Source organism: Kitasatospora sp. NPDC005856, from assembly GCF_040629945.1.
Classification (GTDB): domain Bacteria; phylum Actinomycetota; class Actinomycetes; order Streptomycetales; family Streptomycetaceae; genus Kitasatospora.
Genome location: NZ_JBEXWT010000059.1, coordinates 17,914 through 37,728, shown reverse-complemented (window position 1 = coordinate 37,728; position 19,815 = coordinate 17,914). Strand labels below are relative to the sequence as shown.

The 19,815-nt window shown below is 74.8% G+C and carries 17 protein-coding genes; 6 read left to right on the top strand and 11 right to left on the bottom strand.

Going from position 1 to position 19,815, the window contains the following annotated elements; genetic code table 11:
- Positions 1-320: 320 nt before the first annotated feature.
- Positions 321-1,394: a helix-turn-helix domain-containing protein gene (locus ABZ449_RS28815; protein ID WP_360351851.1), complete on the bottom strand. Its 1,074-nt coding sequence runs from the start codon at positions 1,392-1,394 to the stop codon at positions 321-323.
- Between the two features lie 309 nt (positions 1,395-1,703).
- On the opposite strand from ABZ449_RS28815, the gene ABZ449_RS28810 reads away from it, so the two are divergent.
- Positions 1,704-3,704, top strand: coding sequence for an alkyl sulfatase dimerization domain-containing protein (locus ABZ449_RS28810; protein ID WP_360351848.1), 2,001 nt, complete (start codon positions 1,704-1,706; stop codon positions 3,702-3,704).
- Positions 3,705-3,764: 60 nt separating this feature from the next.
- Here ABZ449_RS28810 and ABZ449_RS28805 read toward each other — a convergent pair whose 3' ends face one another.
- Entirely contained in the window at positions 3,765-5,390 is a 1,626-nt protein-coding gene (locus ABZ449_RS28805; RefSeq protein ID WP_360351846.1) for a serine hydrolase, read from the bottom strand.
- A gap of 368 nt (positions 5,391-5,758) precedes the next feature.
- Between ABZ449_RS28805 and ABZ449_RS28800 the strand changes: the two genes are divergently transcribed.
- Positions 5,759-8,224: a beta-propeller fold lactonase family protein gene (locus tag ABZ449_RS28800; RefSeq protein ID WP_360351843.1), complete on the top strand. Its 2,466-nt coding sequence runs from the start codon at positions 5,759-5,761 to the stop codon at positions 8,222-8,224.
- A gap of 365 nt (positions 8,225-8,589) precedes the next feature.
- On the opposite strand, the gene ABZ449_RS28795 is transcribed toward ABZ449_RS28800, so the two are convergent.
- The 7 genes from ABZ449_RS28795 to ABZ449_RS28765 form a co-directional block, all read right to left on the bottom strand.
- Entirely contained in the window at positions 8,590-9,354 is a 765-nt protein-coding gene (locus ABZ449_RS28795) for a sigma-70 family RNA polymerase sigma factor (protein ID WP_360351840.1), read from the bottom strand.
- Positions 9,351-9,542 (bottom strand): hypothetical protein, encoded by a 192-nt coding sequence (locus ABZ449_RS28790; RefSeq protein WP_360351837.1) that lies wholly within the window; start codon positions 9,540-9,542, stop codon positions 9,351-9,353. The genes ABZ449_RS28795 and ABZ449_RS28790 overlap by 4 nt, the downstream gene beginning before the upstream one ends.
- Positions 9,543-9,837: 295 nt before the next feature.
- Positions 9,838-10,584: a DUF6193 family natural product biosynthesis protein gene (locus ABZ449_RS28785; RefSeq protein ID WP_360351834.1), complete on the bottom strand. Its 747-nt coding sequence runs from the start codon at positions 10,582-10,584 to the stop codon at positions 9,838-9,840.
- Between the two features lie 82 nt (positions 10,585-10,666).
- Positions 10,667-11,344, bottom strand: coding sequence for a GNAT family protein (locus ABZ449_RS28780; protein WP_360351831.1), 678 nt, complete (start codon positions 11,342-11,344; stop codon positions 10,667-10,669).
- Between the two features lie 162 nt (positions 11,345-11,506).
- Positions 11,507-12,007, bottom strand: a complete 501-nt coding sequence (locus ABZ449_RS28775) for a peptidylprolyl isomerase (RefSeq protein WP_360351828.1) — start codon at positions 12,005-12,007, stop codon at positions 11,507-11,509.
- 87 nt (positions 12,008-12,094) lie between these two features.
- Complete coding sequence (locus ABZ449_RS28770; protein WP_360351825.1) at positions 12,095-13,201, bottom strand: hypothetical protein; 1,107 nt, start codon at positions 13,199-13,201, stop codon at positions 12,095-12,097.
- A gap of 291 nt (positions 13,202-13,492) precedes the next feature.
- Entirely contained in the window at positions 13,493-13,882 is a 390-nt protein-coding gene (locus ABZ449_RS28765; RefSeq protein WP_360351823.1) for a Dabb family protein, read from the bottom strand.
- A 76-nt stretch (positions 13,883-13,958) separates the two neighbouring features.
- On the opposite strand from ABZ449_RS28765, the gene ABZ449_RS28760 reads away from it, so the two are divergent.
- Entirely contained in the window at positions 13,959-14,591 is a 633-nt protein-coding gene (locus ABZ449_RS28760; RefSeq protein ID WP_360351820.1) for a TetR/AcrR family transcriptional regulator, read from the top strand.
- 90 nt (positions 14,592-14,681) lie between these two features.
- Here the strand turns inward: ABZ449_RS28760 and ABZ449_RS28755 are convergent, their stop codons facing one another.
- A complete protein-coding gene (locus ABZ449_RS28755) occupies positions 14,682-15,179 on the bottom strand; it encodes an SRPBCC family protein (protein WP_360351817.1) in 498 nt (165 codons plus the stop codon).
- Between the two features lie 79 nt (positions 15,180-15,258).
- Positions 15,259-15,921, bottom strand: a complete 663-nt coding sequence (locus ABZ449_RS28750) for a putative glycolipid-binding domain-containing protein (RefSeq protein ID WP_360351814.1) — start codon at positions 15,919-15,921, stop codon at positions 15,259-15,261.
- Between the two features lie 161 nt (positions 15,922-16,082).
- On the opposite strand from ABZ449_RS28750, the gene ABZ449_RS28745 reads away from it, so the two are divergent.
- The 3 genes from ABZ449_RS28745 to ABZ449_RS28735 all read left to right on the top strand — a co-directional run.
- Positions 16,083-17,747 (top strand): ATP-grasp domain-containing protein, encoded by a 1,665-nt coding sequence (locus ABZ449_RS28745; protein ID WP_360351811.1) that lies wholly within the window; start codon positions 16,083-16,085, stop codon positions 17,745-17,747.
- Positions 17,744-18,304, top strand: coding sequence for a GNAT family N-acetyltransferase (locus ABZ449_RS28740; RefSeq protein ID WP_360351808.1), 561 nt, complete (start codon positions 17,744-17,746; stop codon positions 18,302-18,304). The genes ABZ449_RS28745 and ABZ449_RS28740 overlap by 4 nt, the downstream gene beginning before the upstream one ends.
- A gap of 394 nt (positions 18,305-18,698) precedes the next feature.
- Positions 18,699-19,815 (top strand): cytochrome P450 (locus ABZ449_RS28735; protein ID WP_360351805.1); only part of this gene is annotated, 1,117 nt, incomplete at its 3' end.

Genomic DNA, 19,815 nt, shown 5'->3' with positions numbered 1-19,815 from the left:
GCCCGAGTACCGGTCCGCGGTTCCGATACGAAGGGCGCTGCCGGACGGACGGGGGAGGCTCGTGCGCGGGCCTGGACGGTGCCGGAAGCCGGGCGGGGCCGTGACCGGGGGGCGCCACTGCCGGGGGCCCGCCGGTCACGGCGGGCCCGCGGACGGCGTGCCGTCAGCTGGTCTGGCCGGTCGGCATGATGGCGACCTGCTGGAGGTCGACCCGTGCTGCTCAGGGTCCGGGATCCCCCGGGGACGGCGGACCGCTCAGGAGCGGCCGGGCGCGCACTCGGGATCGATGACGGGGCGGCTGCGGGAATCGCCTACGCCGGTCAGGGCCGTGCGCGGGGGGCGTTGAGCAGCGCGATGCCCGTGGGGGTGACGACGTGGGCGGCCGTCTGGCGCTCGCGGCGGGTGTCGATGAGGCCGGCGGCGCGCAGTGTGGTGGCGTGCTCGCTGGCGCTGGCCTTGGCGATGCCGAGGAGCGCGGCGAGTTGCCGGGTCGAGCAGCCCGGGTGGCGGGCGATGGCGGTGAGCACCGCGGCCCGGGTGTGGCCGAGCACGGAGGCGACGGCGTCGGGTGCCGTTGCCGTCCGGCCGCCGCCTCCGCCGCCGGCTGCTGCGGCGGCGGCGGGGAGGGGCGCGAACAGCGGTGCGGCCGTGGTGTCCTGGAGTGGGGCCACCGGGTAGGCGAGGACGGGTTGCGGCAGCGCGTCGAGGTTGAGGATCGGGGCCTCGACGGCGAACACCGACGGCTGGAGCAGCAGCCCCTGTCCGGTCAGGTGCACGTCGGCGTCGAGGCCGGAGAGTATCGCGATCTCCAGTACGGGTGCCCGCCAGCGCACCCGCCGGGGGTTGAGGCGGGCGAGGAGGGTTTCGACGCCGCCGCCGAGCATCTGGCGGGCTCGCACGGTGGCGTCGGCCGCGGTCATGGCCTGGATCTCCTGCCAGTGCGGGATGAGGGCGTGGTCGGCCACGTGTTCCAGGCTGTCGCACAACTGCCGCAGGAGCAGGGGGTCGTCGGGCAGCCGGTGGGCCCACGGGGGCAGGGGCTGGTGGCGGGCCGTGTGTTCCAGGCTGGCCCGTAGGCGGCTGCGGGGTGTGGCACGGATCTGTTCGATCAGGTCGGCGGGTGTCGCGCCGCCGGTGCCGCTCGTGCCGCTCGTGCTGTCGGTGCCGCTCAGGAAGTCGGTGATCCGTCCGCGCCGGGGCATGAGGGCGAAGACCATGCGCGAGGCGGGTCGCAGGGCGGACAGGGTGCGGTGGCGCCAGGCTCCGAGCCGTACGGGGTGCGTGCGTTCCTGCAGTTGCCGTGCCGCGGTGCTCAGTTCGATGCAGGGTGCGGGTCCGTCGGCGATGCGGGTGCGTGCGAGGTCCTCCATGGTGAAGTGGATGCGCAGCGGCACGTCGTCGTCCTCCCCCGGATGCGGGCCGGTTCCTGTGCTCGACGGCCATCCTCGTCCGGAGCGGGCGTGCGGGCCAGGGGGCTCGCGCGAGCGGGAGGTCTGGCCGGCCGGGGGTGGTGTGGGGTGTGGCCGGTTCGCGGTGTGGCCGGTTCTGGCTCTGGTGGCGGCTGTCACGGACTGCGATGATCTGTGCGCCGACTGATCACGGTGAGCGTCTGTTCGATTCCGTTCCGTGAGCGGTCGGCGGTAGTCGCACGGGTGACCCAGTCCGTGCCGGGCCTGCCCCCGGCCGTACGAGAGGAAAGACCCTTGACCGATTCCACGCCCCGCGAGCCCCGGCCGGCGACGCCGCTGACGGCGGATCTGAACGCCGCGGTCGTCGTCCCGTCCCCGGACCGGGACCCGGAGGCGGCCTTCGCCTCCCGGGGTCTGATCGAGGCCCTGCCCGCGGACTTCACCGTGGAGCGGACGGGCGCCGGCGTGCCGGCGTGGAGCCTGGCTCCGTACGCGTTCCTGACCGGGCAGGCGCCCGACACCGTCAACCCGAGCCTGTGGCGCAACGCGCTGCTGAACATGAACACCGGCCTGTTCGAGGTCGTCGGGGACGCCGTCTACCAGGTCCGCGGCATGGACCTGTCCAACATCACCTTCCTGGAGGACCCCACCGGGGCCGACCCGAGGATCGTGGTGGTGGACCCGCTGATCAGCGAGGAGTGCGCGGGCGCGGCGCTGGACCTCTACCGGGCGCACCGCGGGCAGGACCGCGAGATCTGCGCGGTGCTGTTCACCCACTCCCACATCGACCACTACGGCGGCGTGCTCGGCCTGTTCGACGGCGGTGTGCTGCCCGCCGGTGTGGACGTCATCGCCCCGGACGGGTTCCTGGAGCACGCGGTGAGCGAGAACGTGTACGCCGGCAACGCGATGCAGCGCCGGGCGCTGTTCATGTACGGGACGCTGCTGGAGCGCTCCGCGCAGGGGCAGGTCGACGCCGGGCTGGGCAAGACCAACTCGGCCGGCGCCTCGGGGCTGCTGGCCCCGACGTTCACGGTCACCTCGGACGTCGCGGTGCGGGGCAACGCGGTGTCCTTCGGCCCGGTGAAGCTGGAGTTCCAGCTCACCCCGGGCACCGAGGCCCCGGCGGAGATGAACTTCTACCTGCCCGACGTGCGGGCGCTGTGCACGGCCGAGAACGCCACCCCGACCCTGCACAACCTCTACAGCCTGCGCGGGGCCCAGGTGCGGGACGCCAAGTCGTGGTCGGAGTACCTGCGGCAGTCCGTCGAGTGGTTCGCGGACCGCTCCGACACCCTGTTCGCCAGCCACTTCTGGCCGCGCTGGAACAGCGCCGGGGACCCCGACGCGATCGTCTCCTTCCTCCTGAGCCAGGCCGACCTGTACCGCTACCTCCACGACCAGTCGCTGCGGCTGGCCAACCAGGGCCTGACCATGGCGGAGATCGCCGAGGACCTCGACGGCGACATCCCGGACAGCCTGGCGGGGCAGTGGTTCAACCGCGGCTACTACGGCACCGTCAGCCATGACAGCAAGGCCGTCTACCAGCGCTACCTGGGCTGGTACGACGGCAACGCCGCCCACCTGCACACCCTTCCCCCCGAGCAGGCCGGCCCCCGCTACGTCGACGCGATGGGCGGCGCCGCCAAGGTCGTGGACCTCGCCCGGCAGACCTTCGAGAACGCGAAGGGCCCGGAGGACTACCGGTGGGCGGCCGAGCTGCTGAGCCACGCCGTCTTCGCCGACCCCACCGACAGCGCCGCCCGGGAGCTGGAGGCGGACGTCCTGGAGCAGCTCGGTTACCAGGCCGAGAGCGGCCCCTGGCGCAACTTCTACCTCGCCGCCGCCTTCGAGCTGCGCAACCGGCCCGCCGACGGCACCCCGCCCGGCCTCCCGTCGCCGCAGATCATCACCGGCCCGGTCCTGGCCGCCATGACGCTGGAGATGCTCTTCGACTACGTGGGCATCCGCCTCGACGGCCCCGGGGCCGCGGCCTCGCCGCTCACCCTCGGCTTCACCGTCACCGGCGGCCTGTCGGGCGACCCCGACCGGTGCACCGTCCAGCTGCGCAACGGGGTCCTCGTCTACACCCCGGCCCCCGCGCCCGAGGGCGCCGACGCCACCTACACGGTCACCCGTGAGGGCCTGAACGGCCTCGCCGTCGGCGCCACCACCCCCGAGCGGCTCGTGGCCGACGGCGATCTCACGGTGGTCACCGGCACCATCGACGCCCTCGACACCCTCAACGGGCTGCTGGACACCTTCGAGTACTGGTTCGGCCTGACCACGCCCTGAGGCCGGGCCTGGGCGCGGGTGCCCGTTCCCCGCGGGGGACGGGCGCCCGCGCCCGCCGGTTCAGCTGCGGGTGAAGGTGCCCAGGCCTTCGTGGTCGAACTGCTCGACCACGACCTTGGAGGCGCGCCCGTCGGCGCCGACGGTGAACGTCACCCCGGACAGGCCCACGGCGTTCTCGCCTCGGGTCTGGAAGCTGAACACGTCCCCGGCGTAGTGCCGCAGCGGGAACTGGAGGTTGTCCGGGCCCAGGCTCATCACCAGGGCGCCGCCGTTGCCGGTGGTCACGGTCAGCGGGCCGTAGTGGCCGTTGGCGTAGGTGCCGACGTAGGCCGCGTCGGGTCTGGCGGGGGCGGCGTCGGCCGGGGGCTTGGTGTAGTCGGTGGGTGAGACGCCGCTCAGGAGGGCGGCGGGGACGACCTTGCCGAGGAAGGCGAGCCAGTCGACGGTCTCGTGGCCCTCCTGGGCGAGGTCGAAGAACTCCTCGGCCACCGCCTCGGGCAGGCCGGTGGGCTGGCCGTTGGTCAGCACGACGATGCCCAGTTGCTCGGCGGGCAGCAGGGTGACGACGGTGGCGGCGCCCAGGGCGAAGCCGCCGGAGTGGTTGAGGCGCAGCCGGCCGCGGGTGTCGCGGCCGACGTTCCAGCCCAGGCCGTACTGGCCGGGGTTGCCGGCGGGCGCGGCGGGCGGGTTGGAGAGGCTGTGGGGCAGCCAGGTCTCGCTCAGGGCGGCGGTGTCGACGATCTGGCGGCCCTCGAAGGTGCCGCCGGCGAGCTGCAGCCGCATCCAGCGGGAGAGGTCCTGGACGGTGGAGCTGACGCCGCCGGCCGGGGACTGGGGGTCGGCGTTCTCGGTGGTGCTGACCTGCCAGCCGGTGGCGTCGCTCTTGAGGACGTGCGGTACGGCCTTGTTCGCGGCGTTGTCGTAGGCGGAGCGCAGGGAGCTGGTGGAGGTCATGCCGAGCGGCTGGTAGAGGGTGTCGGCGGAGAGGGTCTCCCAGGGGGCGCCCTTGGTCCTGGCGACGGCGACGGCGGCCTCGGTGAGGCCGTAGTTGGTGTAGGCGTAGCTGGCGCGGAAGGGGGCGAGGGGCTGGTCGCGCAGGTGCTGGAGGATGTAGTCGCGCTGGTAGCCGAGGTCCTGGAGGAGGTCGTCGGCGTGGTCGGGCAGGCCGCTGCGGTGGGAGAAGAGGTCGGCGATCGTGACGTGGGCGGTGACCCAGGGGTCGGCGAGGGCGAAGCCGGGGTCGTGGGCGGTGACGGGGTCGTCCCAGGCGGCCGATTTCTGGCCGACGGCGGTGGCGACGACGGTGGAGGCGATGGGTTTGGAGACGGAGGCGAGCTGGAAGACGGTGTCGGGGGTGACGGTGTCCGGTTTGCCGAGTTCGCGCACGCCGAAGCCCTTGGCGTGGATGACCTTGTCGTTGTGGACGACGGCCAGGGACAGGCCGGGTACGCCGGTCTTGCGCATCGCGTCCTGGACGTAGGCGTCGATCCGGTCGACGGCGAAGGCCACCTGCTGGTCGGTCAGCTGTGGTGAGGGCTGCGGCGGCGCGGTGGGCACGGTGCTTGAGGAGTCGGGGCCGGCCGCGGGGTCGGTGGCGGCGGCGGAGGTGCACCCGGTGAGCAGCAGGGCGGCCAGCAGGGGCGCGGCGGTGCGGTGTCCCGGCCTGGCGGCGGTGCGGCGGTGCATGCGGGTTCTCCCTCGTGCGGCTCGCGGGGGGCGGCGCGGGGTGTGCGCCTCATCGCGTGAGTATTGGACGGCCCGGTTCGGCCCGGGCGGGCGCCGCGCACCGCCGGGGGCACTTTCACCCGTCCGGCGGCGGGGCGGGGTCGGTCGCGACACTGGGCGGGCGCCCGGCGCCGGTGGTCTGAATGGGCGTCATATCGACTGCGTGAAATGACAGTTGACCCTCCAGGATAGCGAAGTGGAAGATCGTCTTCACCGGTTCGGGAATCCGCTCCGTGCTTCGGATCGCGCTGCCACGATGGCCGGAGGCGTCACGTCCGGGCCGTCGGTCCGGCGGGCGCGTCATGTCCGCTGTGGGGAGGGACTCTTCGATGTCATGGGACACACGCACAGGTCTGCGGCCCGGGTGGGCTCGGCTGCGCCGCCGCGCGGCGGGGCTGGGGGCGGCCGCGCTGCTGGCCGCGGCCGGGCCGCTCGGCGCGGGGGCGGGTGAGGCCGCCGCCTCCGCGCCCGGGCCCGCTGCCGCCGGGGCGGCGCACCCGTTCGTCTACGTCGCCAACAGCGGGAACAACACGGTGACGGCGTACGACACCGTCACCGGCGCGGTGGTGGCGAGCGTCCCGGTCGGTGCGACGCCGTACGCGGTGGTCGGCAGCCCGGACGGCGCCCGCGCGTACGTGCCGAACTACGGCGGCAACACCGTCTCGGTGCTCGACACCGCCACCGGCACGGTGGCCGCCACCGTCCCGGTCGGCGCCCGGCCGGTCGGCGCGGCCGTCTCCGCGGACGGCGGCAGGCTGTACGTGGTCGACTTCGCCTCCGCCGCCGTGTCGGTGGTCAGCACCGCCACCGACACCGTCACCGCCACCATCCCGGTGGGCCGCAACCCGTACGCCGTCGCGATCAGTCCGAACGGCGCGAAGGCCTACGTCTCCAACGAGCTGGACAACACCGTCTCGGTGATCGACACCGCCCGCGGCACGGTCACCTCCACCGTGCGGGTCGGCACCCTGCCGATCGGCATCGCCTTCGCCCCCGACGGCGCCCACGCCTACGTCGCCAACCTCAGGAGCGACAGCGTCTCGGTGCTCGACACCGCGACCGACACCGTCACCTCGACCGTTCCGGTCCCCGCCGGAAGTGGGCCCACCGGCCTGGCGGCGAGCCCCGACGGCGCGAGCCTCTACGTGACCGGCAACGGCTCCGGCACCGTCTCGGTGATCGGCACCGCCACGAACACCGTCACCGCCACCGTCCGCGTCGGCGCCGGCCCGCAGTTCGTCGCCCTCGACCCGGCCGGCACCTCGGCGTACGTCACCAACCGCGGCTCCGACAGCGTCTCGGTGATCAGCACGGGAACCAACACCGTCACCTCCACCCTCACCGGGATGAACGCGCCGGTCGGGCTGGGCTTCGTCAACGTGCCCCAGCCCGTCGTCACCGGCCTCGACCCCGCCTCCGGGCCCAGGACCGGCGGTACGCGCGTGACCGTCACCGGGTCCGGCTTCACCGGCACCGGCGCCGTCAGGTTCGGCTCGGCCGCCGCGGCCTCCTTCACCGTCGACAGCGACACCCGGATCACCGCCGTCGCCCCGGCCGGGGCGGTCGGCACGGTGGACGTGACCGTGGCCAAGACGGCGGGCACCAGCGCCACCGGCCGCGCCGACCGGTACACCTACCTCCCGGCCGTGCCCGCCGTCACCGCCGTCGACCCCGGCCACGGCCCGCGCACCGGGGGCACCACGGTCACCGTCACCGGCACCGACCTGACCGGCACCACCGCCGTCGCCTTCGGCGGGGTCCCGGCCGCCTCGTTCACCGTCGTCTCCGACACCCGGCTCACCGCCGTCACCCCCCGTCACGCCGTCGGCACCACCGACGTCACCGTCACCACCCCCGCCGGGACCAGCGCCACCGTCCCCGCCGACCGGTACGCCTTCGACCCGGTCGCCACCCGCGGCACGGTCTACACCGCCGACAGCGGCGACGACACCGTCAAGGTCTACGACTCGGCCACCGGCGCGGTCGGCGCGAGCATCCCGGTCGGCTCCAAGCCGTACGAGGTCAGCGCCAACCCGGCCGGCACCCAGGTGTGGGTGTCCAACTCCGGCAGCGGCACCGTCTCGGTGATCGACACCGCCTCCGACCTCGTCATCGGCACCGTCCCGGTCGCCACCACGCCCACCGCGATCACCTTCAGCCGCGACGGCGCCACCGCCTACGTCTCCAACTCCGGCAGCGGCACCGTCTCCGTCGTCGACACCGCCACCCGCGCGGTGACCGGCACCGTCCCGCTCATCGGCTCGCCGCGCGACTCCGCGCTCACCCCCGACGGGTCGACGCTGTACGTGGTCGAGCACACCTACGGCCTGGTGGTCTCGATCGACACCGCCCTCAACCTCGTCAAGGGCGCCGTCCCGCTGTTCCAGACCCACCCGGCCGCGCTGGCCGTCACCCCCGACGGGCGCAGCGTCTACGTCGCCGACGACGGCGGCAGCACCGTCAGCGTCATCTCCACCGCCACCAACCTCGTGACCGCCACCCTCGCGGTCGGCAGCCACCCGAGCGCGGTGGCGATGACCCGCCAGGGCACCGCCTACGTCGTCAACAGCGGCAGCGGCACCGTCTCGGTGATCGACACCGGCCGCGGCGCCGTCACCGCGACCGTGCCGGTCGGGGCCGGCCCGCTCGACGCCGCCGCCGACGCCGCGGGCACCACGGTGTACGTCACCGACGGGACGGACAACACCGTCTCGACGATCGACACGGCCACCGACAGCGTCATCGAGTCGGCCACCGGCTTCTCCACGCCGCGCGGTGTGACCGTCATCGGCTGACCGGGCCCGACGCACCTCACCTGCACCTCCACGGCGGGGGCGCGGATCGTCCCGATCCGCGCCCCCGCTCCACGCGCGGCTTTCGAGAACGACCTCCGCCTTCTCCCGTGTCCTCCAACCTTCCCTGCGCGCAGCACACTTGACGCGCGGACTGGGCCGAGGCTGCGGGCTACGGGGCCGCCGGCGGCCTGGCCGGCGGGTCACGGTGCAGGAGTGCGTCACCGGGAACCGGGCGCAGCAGTGGACGTTCGCGGGCACGAAGGCATCGCCGCAGCCCGGCCGGCCCGGCAGGCGCTGCGGCGGCCGGTCCGGCGGGCGCTGCGGAGTGGGACGTCGGTCCGGCCGACGTCCCGCTCCGCAGGTGGTCAGGGGCGGGGCCGCCGCTGTCGACGGCGGCGGCGGCGGAGTGCGGCGGCGGCCCGCTCGGCCAGGGCGAGGGTCAGCAGGCCTCCCGCCGCCGCGGCCGGCGCCCACGGCCACCCGGCCAGGCGGCCCACGGCGAGCGCCCCCGCGAGGGCGGCCGTCACCAGGAGGAAGCCGGTCGTCGTCTCACCGCGGTCGTCGTCCGCGACGGCCCGGGCCTTGTCCAGGAGACGGGTCCCGGTGATGTCGGCGCGGGCCTTGAGGGCGTGGACGCGGGCGGTGGAGGGGCGGCAGCCGAGCTGTTCGGCGATCTCGGTGTAGTCCCACTCCATCAGGTAGCGCAGGTAGGCGACCTGCCGGCGCCGGCGCGGCATCCGCCGGATGACGGCGGCGACCTCCCGGGCGGCGACGAAGTCCTCGGCGCCGGCCGCCGGCGCGGCCGGGCTCCAGCGGACGGCGCCCAGCCCGGCGTGCTCGGCGGGGTCCCCGTGCGCCCGGTGCATGGCCTGCGGGACGCACCGGGCCACCCGGCGCCGGGCCACGGTGTGGAGCCAGGCCCGGGGGGTCCTGACGGTGTCCCAGACGCGCAGGGCCTCCTCGAAGGTGTCCTGGACGACGGCCTCGGCGTCGGCGTCCCGGTCGGACAGTCCCAGCGCGGCGGCCTGCCGGCACACCGAGCGCACGAGCTGCGCGTGGTACAGCCCGTAGGCCTGCTCGAAGGACATCGCGGGCGTGGCGCCGCACGCGTCCCGGGGTTCCTCGTTCACTGCGCGCCGCCCTCCGCGCCGCCCTCCGTGCCGCGTGCCGGGCCGCTTGCCGGGCCCTGCGCGGACTGGGCCCGGGCCCTGGCGAGTTCGGCGCGGGCGCGCGGCAGCAGGCTCCGGGCGAGGGCGTCGGCGACGTTCAGCACGGCGGGTGCGGTGCCGAGGAGCAGCGGGGTCACGGGGTCCGTCATGGGTGGTTCGCCTTCCGGGGTGTCTCCCGCCCTGGGCGGATCCCGGTCCGGGGTGCCGGGGCGGCTGCCGGGAAGTGGCCCGTGGGGGCCGGGGCGTTTACCGCGTGACGGCGGGTTCCTTGCGGGCGAGGCCGTCGGGAGCGGGAAGTCGGCCGGGCCGACTTCCCACTCCGCCCTCCCATCGATGCCTGCGACCACACACCCCGGCGCGGACCGTTCACGCCTGTCGCCACCGAGCGCGCAACAGCGGCAGTCGACACCTCGTACAGGGGAAGTCGGTCCGGCCGGCGCGGCGTCAGGCCGGGAGGGCGTCGTCGGGCAGGGCCTCGACGATCGCCGTGACGGCCGCGGCCGCGCCGGCCGTCTCCTGGAGCCGGCCGTCGGCGAACCGCAGGCGGTAGCGGCCGTCGCCGATCGGCGCGGCCCTCGGCAGGTCACGGCAGATCGGTGGTGCGGCCCGGCGGCTGAAGGTGAGCCAGTGCACGCTGCGGCCCGGTGACAGGGCCCGCAGTCGCGGCTGGGCGTGGGCCGCTTCGAGGAGGTCCTTCAGCTCGGGGCCGTGCCGGCGTGCGAGGGACCGCTCGCTGGCGGCGTGCTCGCGCAGCTGGCGCCAGCGCACCGGTATGGCGTCGCCGCGTTCGTGGGCTTCGGCCAGTTCCCAGGTGTGCAGGAAGGGCCGGCGGGCGAGGAGTTCGGCGAGCCGGGCGCCGGCCTGCCAGGTGTCCATCGCCCCGGCCGCCTCGGCGAGGTCGTCGGTGCTGCCGTCGGCCATCTGGACTTCGCCCGTCCAGCAGCTGACGGTGAAGCTGCGCGTGTGTGCGGCCATCAGGACGTGCGCCGACCGGTCGCCGGCCGTGACCTGGGCCGCCACCCGGCGCCAGCCGGGCGAGGAGTTCGGCTCGACGGTGAGCCGGTGGCCGTCCCGGTCCGCCTGGGCCTGGAGGGCGCTGCGCAGCGAACCGGCCTGCGCCACGTCGGGGTAGAGGGTCGCGTACGCGCGCAGGGCGTCGTCCGGTGCCGTGCCGGGGCTGGGTTCGGGCATGGGGTCGAGTCTGCCAGGGCCCGGTGCCGCCGTGGCGGGCGGATTGGCGGTGTACGGGAAGCCGGCCGGGCCGGTTTCCCGCTCACGCGGGGCCTGTGCGGCCCTCACCGCCGCCGTCCGTCAGGCCGAACAGCGGCAGGCAGGGCGCCAGCCCGTCGACCGTGACGGGCAGCTTGCGGTGCTCCTCCCAGCGCTTGCGGGTCAGCCTCAGCCGGCGTTCCGTCACCGCGTGGCCGCGGACGACGTGGCGGTCGGTGCCGTCGGGTTCGTAGCCGTGCTTGCGGGAGACGGCGTAGGAGGACGGGTTGTCCTCGAAGGCGCCCGACCGTGCCCACTGCGCGTCCAGGCCGGCGAAGGCCAGGTGCAGGACGGCGGCGCGCATCTCGGTGCCGATGCCCTGGCGCTGGTGGCGGGCGCCGAGCCAGGAGCCGGTGGAGACCTGCCGCAGGACGGCGAAGTCGCGGGCTGTGAGGGTCTGCAGGCCGACGACCCGGCCGCTTTCGAACACGGCCAGGTTCAGCGCCCAGTCACGCGGGGACCAGGTGCCCAGGCGCAGCCAGTGGTGCTGCACCACCGAGCGTGCCCGCTCCGTCGGGGGCAGGTCGGTCCACGGCACGATGAAGGGCATGCGGTCCGGGTCGTGGACGCCTTCGGCGGCGAGGGTGGCGAGGGCGGCGAGTTCGCCGTCGGCGGGCAGGCGCAGTTCGAGGCGGGGTGTGCGCAGGCGCAGGCCCAGGAGGGGCCAGTGGTCGGTCGGCATGGGCCATTGTCCGGGGCGGCGGCGACTGCGGTCATCCGGTTTTCCCGACCGACCGACCGACCAACCGACCGACCGACCGACCAACCGGCCGGCCGGCCGCGGGCGGAGCGGGAAGCCGGCCGGGCCGGTGTCCCGGTCGGCCGGCCGCCCGTTGTCCGCGTGCTACTCGACGACCTCGGCCTTCGTGATGATCACGTCCTGCTTGGGGACGTCCTGGTGGCCGCTCTTGGAGGCCGTGGGCACGGCCTTGATGGCGTCCACGACGTCCTGGCCCTCCACCACCTCGCCGAAGACGGCGTAGCCCCAGCCCTGGACGTTCTTGCCGCTGTGGTCGAGGAAGGCGTTGTCGGCGACGTTGATGAAGAACTGGGCGGTGGCGGAGTGCGGGTCGCCGGTGCGGGCCATGGCCACGGTGTACCTGGTGTTCTTCAGGCCGTTGTCGGCCTCGTTCCGGATGGGTGTGCGGGTCTTCTTCTGCTTCATGCCGGGTTCCATCCCGCCGCCCTGGACCATGAAGTTGTCGATGACCCGGTGGAAGACCGTCCCGTCGTAGAAGCCGTCCCGGACGTACCGGAGGAAGTTCTCCACGGTCGCCGGGGCCTTGTCCGCGTCGAGGCGCAGGACGATGTCGCCGTGGTTGGTGCTCAGTTTGACCTTCGACACGATGACCTCACTGTCTGCATGGTGGCGGCTACGCAACGTTCACCGCGCATTGTGGCAGGAGGGAAGGCCGGGAACCGTCGAGGCGCCTCAGTTGGCGAGGCTGAAGTCGCCGCCGACGGGGGCGGCGAGCTTGTCGATGCCGGTGAGGGCGGTGAGGGTGGGCACCGGGGTGCTGCTGTCGGCGGTGGTGCCGTCGCCGAGCTGGCCGGAGCCGTTGCTGCCCCAGGAGTGCACGGTGCTGGTGCCGGACAGGGCGACGGTGTGCTCGCGGCCGCCGGCCACCAGCCGTACGCCCGTCAGGCCGGGGACGGTGACGGGGGTGACGCGGAAGACGGTGGTGCCGTCGCCGAGCTGGCCGGCGGTGTTCTGGCCCCAGGCCTTGAGGCGGTGGTCGGTGTCGACGACGGCCATGCTGTGGTTGCAGCCGGCCGCGATCTGGGTGACGCCGCCCGTCCAGGCCCCGTGGGTGGTGACGGGGGTGTAGCGGTTGATGGTGGTGTTGTCGCCGAGCTGGCCGGTGGCGTTGTAGCCCCAGGCCTTGACCGTGGCGCCGTCGCCCGGGGCGCCGACGAGGACGAGGTTGTGGCCGGCGCCGGCGGCGATCCGGCTGACGCCGCCGAGGCCGGCGACCTGCACCGGCAGGCCGCGGTTGGTCGAAGTGCCGTCGCCCAGCTGGCCGTTGCTGTTGTAGCCCCAGGCCCACACGGTGCCGTCCTCGCGCAGTGCCAGGCTGTGGTGCAGGCCGGCGGTGACGGCGACGACCTTGTGCAGGCCCTCGACCCGCACCGGGACGCTGCTGTCGGCGCTGGTGCCGTTGCCGAGCTGCCCGTGGTTGTTCCGGCCCCAGGCGACCACGGTGCCGTCGGCGAGCAGGGCGAGGCTGTGCGCGCCGCCGGCGGCGATGTCGGTGGCGTCGGCGAGGTCGAGCACCCGGGCAGGCGCGTTGTGGCTGAAGACCGTGCCGTCGCCGAGCTGGCCGGAGCCGTTGACGCCCCAGGACTGCACCGTGCGGTCGGCGAGCAGGGCCAGTGCGTGGCCGAGGCTCGCGCCGGACCCGCCGGCGGCGATCTTCACCACGTCCGCACTGGTCAGCCCGAGCACGGCGGTGGCCGTGGTGCGGAGGTCGGCCCAGGTGCCGTCCCCGAGCTGGCCGGAGCGGTTGTTGCCCCAGGACTTCAGGCGCTTCTCTGCCATGCGACGATGCCTCTTTACTTATATGACAATAAGTCAAATCGTCGACATGTCAGACCTGTTGACGAGTCCACGATCATGGCTCGACGCTACCCACGCGCACGTCACCGGCACGGGAAACGGCGGCGCCGGCCACTCGATCGGGTGATGACATCCCCGCGGCACGCCCCCACCCGCGGTTCCCCGTGGACATTCCGCTGCGGACCCCGCCCGCCGGCACCGCCCGAGCGCGGCGCCGCCGGCCCGGGCACCGCGGGTGCCACCGGATCGGCGGGCGCCGCGGGCGGCGGTCGGTCAGGCGCCGAGCAGCGGGGCGAGTTCGGCGGCCCACTCGGGGTGGAGCGCGACCTTCTCCTCGTGCAGGGCGAGGACCTGGGCGGCGAGGTCGGGGGCGGGGTCGTCGGACAGGTCGGGGCCGATGGCGATGCGGGCGAGGTGCGGCATGATCTGCGGGTCCCCGGCGAGGTGGACCGGGTCGTGCATGTACCGGCGCAGGGCGGGCAGGTCGGGGATGGCGACGCAGTAGGCGTGGGTGAATCCGCCGGCGGTGTCGAGGCTTTGGCCGACCGTCGAGAAGGCCACCGACTCGACGGCGGCGGTGCGGCGCATGACGGCGAGGACGTGCTCGCGGTCCTCCTCGGTGGCGGTGTCCTTGAACGCGAAGCGCAGTGTGTGGACGATCACGGGTCTCTCCCTGGCATTCGTTGAACTGACTGGTTCAGAAAACCTTCCTTGCTGGTTCAAGGCCTAGACTGAACCCATGGGTTCAGAAGTGTCAACGGGCGCCGGCCGTACGGGCCGTGGCCGGGTCGAGCGGCGGCAGGCGATCCTGGACGGCGCGTTCGCGGTCTTCGCGCGGCGCGGCTACGCGCAGGCGTGCGTGCAGGAGATCGCGGGCGAGGCGGGGGTGGCCAAGCCGACCGTCTACAGCCACCTGGCCGACAAGGAGAGCCTCTACCGCGAAGCCGTCGGAGCGGCGGCCGAGCGCGTCGGCGACCGGTCGGTGGCCGCCGTCGAGCCGCTGCGGGCACCCGCCGAGGCGCCGGACAGCGCTCTGCACGCGGCCCTCACCGCCGCCGCGCACGCCCTGCTGCTCGCCGGCGGCGGCGAAGAGGCCCGCACGGTACGGCGGTTGGCCTGCGCCCAGGCCCTCCAGTTCCCCGACCTCGCGGCCGCCGTACGCGAGCACGTCCTGCTGCGCCCGCACGCCGCCCTCGCCGACCGCCTGGCCCGCCTCACCCTGGCCGGCCGGCTGCGCCCCTGCGATCCGGACCGCGCCGCCGAGCACCTCCTCGCCCTGCTCACCGGCCCGTTGGAGTACCGGCCGCAGGCGGATGCGCGGAAGGTGGCCGGCGAGGCGGTGGACGTCTTCCTACGCGCCTACGGCCCCTGAGCCGGGGCCGGGGAGACGAGGGCGGGGAGACGGGGCCGGGAGACGAGGACGGGGGGCCTGCGCCCGTTGACGCCCTGCCCGCCGGGCACGCTACGCCGCGCCGAAGTGCCGTTTGGTGTCGGCGACCAGCGTGCGCAGGAACGCCGCCCCGGGCAGGTCGGTCAGGGCCGCGGGGCGGCGCAGCAGCGGGTTCGGCTCGTAGGCGAAGGTCCAGGTGAAGCGGGTGCCGCCGGACGGGAGGGGCTCGACGAGGTAGTCCTCGCCGAAGCGCCGGTACAGCGGCAGGCCGGCCCGGGTGACGCAGAACGCGTGCCGGCGGCTGTCCTCGCTCTCCTGCCAGTGCACGAACTCCTCGTGCAGGCGCAGCGTTCCGAGTGCGGTGATCTGCCGGGTGGTGCCGACGCCGTGGGGCGCCGGCGAGGTGTAGCGGCCGCCGGCCAGGCCCCGGCACCAGGACAGTGGTGTGGGGCCGGCGAGGCCGTTCCACACGCTCGCGGGCGTGACCGGCAGGTCCATCCGGAAGCGGTGGCGGTGGGGTGCGGTGTCGAAGAAGGAGGTGTCGAAGCGTTCCAGGGTGAACCAGGGCATCGGGGCCTCCTCGGGGCGGGTCGCGGGCGGGCCCGAGCGTAGCGGGCGCCGGCGGGCGGCGTGTCGTCGGGCCGGGCCGTCAGGGCAGGCGGTGGGCCAGGCCGGGGTAGTCGGTGACCAGGCCGTCGGCGTCCAGCCGCAGGTCGGCGTGGTGGTCGCCGCAGGTGTAGCGGACGGTGGCGCCCGCGTCCTGGTGGCGGCGCAGGTGGGTGCAGGTCTGGCGGGAGGGCACGACGACCAGGTCGGGCACGCGGATCCGGGCCGTCAGGACGTGGCGTTCGCCCGGCCGGCGGTGGAGGGCGTGGCGCAGGACGGGCGGGGTGTCGGTGAGCGGGGACAGGCCGAGGTCGCGGTCGAGGGCGCCGTCGAGGTCGGGGCGCTCGGTGCCGTCGACGCTCCAGCGGCCGGTGGTCTCGCCGCGGCGCAGGTCGAGGGTGCGGGTGGCGTCGGGGGTGCGGGCGGTGACGTGCACGCGGCGGGTGGTGAAGCCGTCGCCGGTGTCGAGTTCGCAGTCGAGCCGGTACGGAGCGGGCTTGGCGGCGGCGGCGCGGCCGCGGGCGGTCAGGGCGGTGGGGCGCAGGTCGATCCAGGAGGCTTCCAGGCCGGCGGCCTCGGTGACCCGCCAGATGGGTACGACGGTACGGGTGGCCGGTTCGCTGGTGCGGTCGGTACGGGTGACCGGTTCACTGGTGCGATCGGTACGGGTGACCGGTTCGCTGGCGCGGTCGGCGCGGCTGTCCATTCGCATACGGTGCTTCCGGCCGCCGACAACGGCCCCGACGGGCCGTCAACATGGGCGGTTCCTTCGTACGGGTGAGGGCGGGGCGGGGCGTGCCACGTGCGGGGCGGGGTGGGGGGTGCGGGCGCGGCGGGCGCGGTCGCGGGCTCTCCATAATCGCGTGGGTGATCACATCCTGTGACGAAGCGGTGGCCCGGTTGCGGGCCGTTCCCGGGCTGTCGTGCTGCGCCCGTCCCCTGTTCGTGCTGCCCCTGCTGCGCACCGGCTGCCTGTCCGCGGTGCTGAGCGTGGAGGGCCCGGACGCGGGCTGGGAGGGCGAGTTCGGGGCGCGGTTCCACGCGCTGGAGCCGGACAGCGGGGTACGCGACCACACCTCGCTGGGCGCCGGAGTCCACGAGGTGCTGCGCCGCCTCGCCCGCACCGGTGGCGACGGCTGGCGGGGCCGGGAGCTGGCGCTGCTGCCCTACACGTCGATGAAACCCGAGTGGCGCACGGCACTCGACGCGCTCGGCGCCCGCCTGACGCAGCCGCCGGCACGCCCGGCCCTGCCGGTGCTGGGCGACAAGCGGGCCCAGCGCGCGTGGCTGCGGTCGGTGGGCGCCGTGACCCCGCCGGACGCGGTCGTCCCGACGCTCGACCACCGGGAGCTGCGCCGGCGCTTCGGCGAGCGCTACGTGGTGCAGACGCCGACGGGCTCCAGCGGCAGGGGCACCCACCTGGTCACCGACCAGGCGCAGCTGGCGCCGATCCACCGATCCGGCGGCGGGCCCTGGCTGGTGAGCGGCTACGTCGAGGGGCCGGCGGTCAACGTGCACGTCCTGGTGTCGGCGGACAGCACCGTGCGGGTGCTGCGCCCGTCCGTGCAGCTGACCCGCGTCGAGGGCATCGGCGCGCCCTTCGGCGCCTACTCCGGCTGCGACTTCGCGGCCCCCGCCCTGCTGGCGCCCCGGGCCCTGGAGCGGGCCGCCACCGCGTCCCGGCGCGTCGGCGAGGCACTGGCCGCGCTCGGCTACCGGGGCCTGTTCGGCGCCGACTTCGTCCTGGACGGCGATCACCCGCTGCTGCTGGAGCTCAACTGCCGCATGCAGGGCTCGACCTGGCTGCTGGGCGAACTCGAACTGGCCGAGGGCGCGCTGCCCTCCGCGCTGCGCCACGTCCTGGAGCTCTACGGCCACGTCACCGGCGGCGAGGCGCGCACGGACGCGGCGGGTGCCGCGCAGCTGATGGTGCGGCACACCGGCGCCCCGGTGCGGGTGGCCACCGCGCCCGGCGGCGGTCTGCACCGGCTGAAGGACGGGCGCCTGCAGTACTGCGGCGCCGGGTTCGGCCTGCTGGAGTGCGGGCCGGACGACTGCGTGCTGCTGCAACTGCCCTCCCCCGGCACGGTGTTGCTGCCAGGGGTGCCGCTGGCCCGGGTCGTCGCCCGGCACGCGCTGACCACCGCGGACGGCACCGCGCTCACCGCGCACGGCCGGCAACTGGTGGACGCCCTGTACGCGGGATTCGTCCTCACACCGCTCGAAGAACCCCTCGACAGGCTCCTCGACAGGCCCGCCCAGAAGCCCGTCGAGGAGGCCGCCGAAGAACGCGTCGGATCGGCCGGACCCGCCGGACCAGTCGGATCGGCCGGATCCGTCGGGTCCGTCGGGTCCGTCGGGTCGGTGGGATCTGTCGGATCGGTGGGATCCGTCAGGCCCGTCGGATCGGTCGGGTCGGTCGGGTCGGTCGGATCGGTCGGGTCGGTCGGGTCGGTCGGGTCGGTCGGATCGGTCGGGTCGGCCGGACCAGTCGGATCCGTCGGGTCGGTGGGATCCGCCGCGCCGTGGTGAGCCCGCCGCCTTCGCCGCTGTACGTCCGTGCCGCGGTGCCCGCCGACCTGCCCCGACTGGCCGCACTGCGGGCGGAGGCCGCCGCCTGGATCGCGCTGGAGCACGGCTCGGCCCAGTGGTCGTCCCCGTACGACCCCGAGCGCGGCCTGGCACTGATCGCCCGCGGCGCGACGGTGGTGGCCGCGCTGGCGCCGCACGGCGAGGCCGTCGCCACCGTGACACTGCGCCCCACCGGCAGTCCCCGCCTGTGGAGCGGCGAGGAACTCGCCCGCCCCGCCCGCTACCTGAGCTCCTTCACGGTGGACCGCCGGTACACCGGGCACGGCATCGGCGCCCGCCTGGGCGACTGGGCCGCCTGGCGGGCCGCGCGGGCGGGAGCCGACCTGCTGCGGGTGAACGTGTGGAGCGACAACACCACCCTGCACGCCTACTACCGTGCGCAGGGCTGGCGTTGGGTGCGCACGGTGGACGGCAGCCGCAGCGGCGCCCTGTTCGAGCGCGCCACGACGGCGGCGCCACCGCCGCGGGTCCACGAGGCGCCGCGCCCCCGGGCGTGAGCCGCCCCGATCGTCCACGGGCGTGCGCCGTCGCGGCCGTCCACGGGCGTGAGCCGCTGCGGCCGTCCACGGGCGTGAGCCGCCCGCACCGCCCACGGGGTGTGCCCTCCCCCGCCCTCCTCGGCCGTCCCCCGCCGGCCACGGGCGTGAGCCGTCGCGGCCGCCCCCGGGCGTGAGCCGTGGCGGCCAATCCACGGGCGTGAGCCGCCCGCACCGCCCACGGGGTGTGCCCTCCCCCGCCCTCCTCGGCCGTCCCCCGCCGGCCACGGGCGTGCGTCGTGCCGCCCGGGCGGCGCACGCCCTCTCGACGCGACCGGGTACGGGCGAGCATCCTCGTGTCCCGGTGCGCGGCGTGCGGCCGCGCACCGTCGCCGCGTCGAGTGGAGGAACCCCCGTGGAGCGTCTCGTACTGGACCCGACCGGCCGCGCCCGCGATGCGGAGAGCGCCGAGCTGTGGGCGCGCGCAGCGGCCACGCCCGTCGACATCCTGGGTGTGCGGGCCTGGTCGGTGTGCGACCCGGTGCTGCTGGAGGAACTGCTCAAGGACCCGCGCGTCTCCAAGGACGGGGCGCGGCACTGGCCCGACTTCGCCGAGGTGGTGCGGACCTGGCCGCTGGCGATCTGGGTGAGCGCGCACAACATGTTCAACGCGCACGGCGCCGACCACCGGCGGCTGCGGCGGCTGGTGGGCGGCGCCTTCACCGCCCGCCGGGTCGCCACCATGACCGCCCGCGTCGAGGAGCTGACCGACGCCCTGCTGGACGACCTGGCCGCCTGCCGCCCCGGCGAGGTGGTGGACCTGCGCGACCGCCTGGCCCACCCGCTGCCGATCCGGGTCATCTCCCGGCTGCTGGGCCTGCCCGACGACCTCACGGAGACCTTCCGGGGCATGGTCGACAGGGTCTTCTCCACCGTCCTGTCCCCCGAGGAATCGGCGGCCACCGTCACCGCGTTCCTGGCCCTGCTGGAGGAGCTGATCGCCGCCAAGCGCCGCGAGCCGGGCGAGGACCTGACCTCGGCACTGATCACCGCCCGCGACGACGAGAGCGCCGGCGACGGCCGCGCGCTGAGCGAGGAGGAACTGCGCGACACCCTGCTGCTGATCGTCTCGGCCGGCTACGAGACCACCGTGAACCTGATCGACAACGGCATCACGGACCTGCTCACCCACCCCGACCAGCTCGCCCTGGTCCGCGCGGGCAAGGCCGGCTGGGACGACGCGGTCGAGGAGGCGCTGCGCCGCAACGCCCCGGTGGCGCACCTGCCGATGCGCTACGCGGTGGAGGACATCGAGCTGCCCGGCGGGGTGACGGTGCGCCGCGGCGAGGCGATCCTGGCCGCCTACGCGGCCGCCGGACGCCACCCGGTGCGCTACGGCGACAGCGGCGGCGAGTTCGACGTCACCCGGCCGGTCAAGGACCACCTCGCGTTCGGACACGGCGCGCACTTCTGCCTGGGCGCGCCACTGGCCCGCCTGGAGGGACGCACCGCGCTGAGCCGGCTGTTCGAGG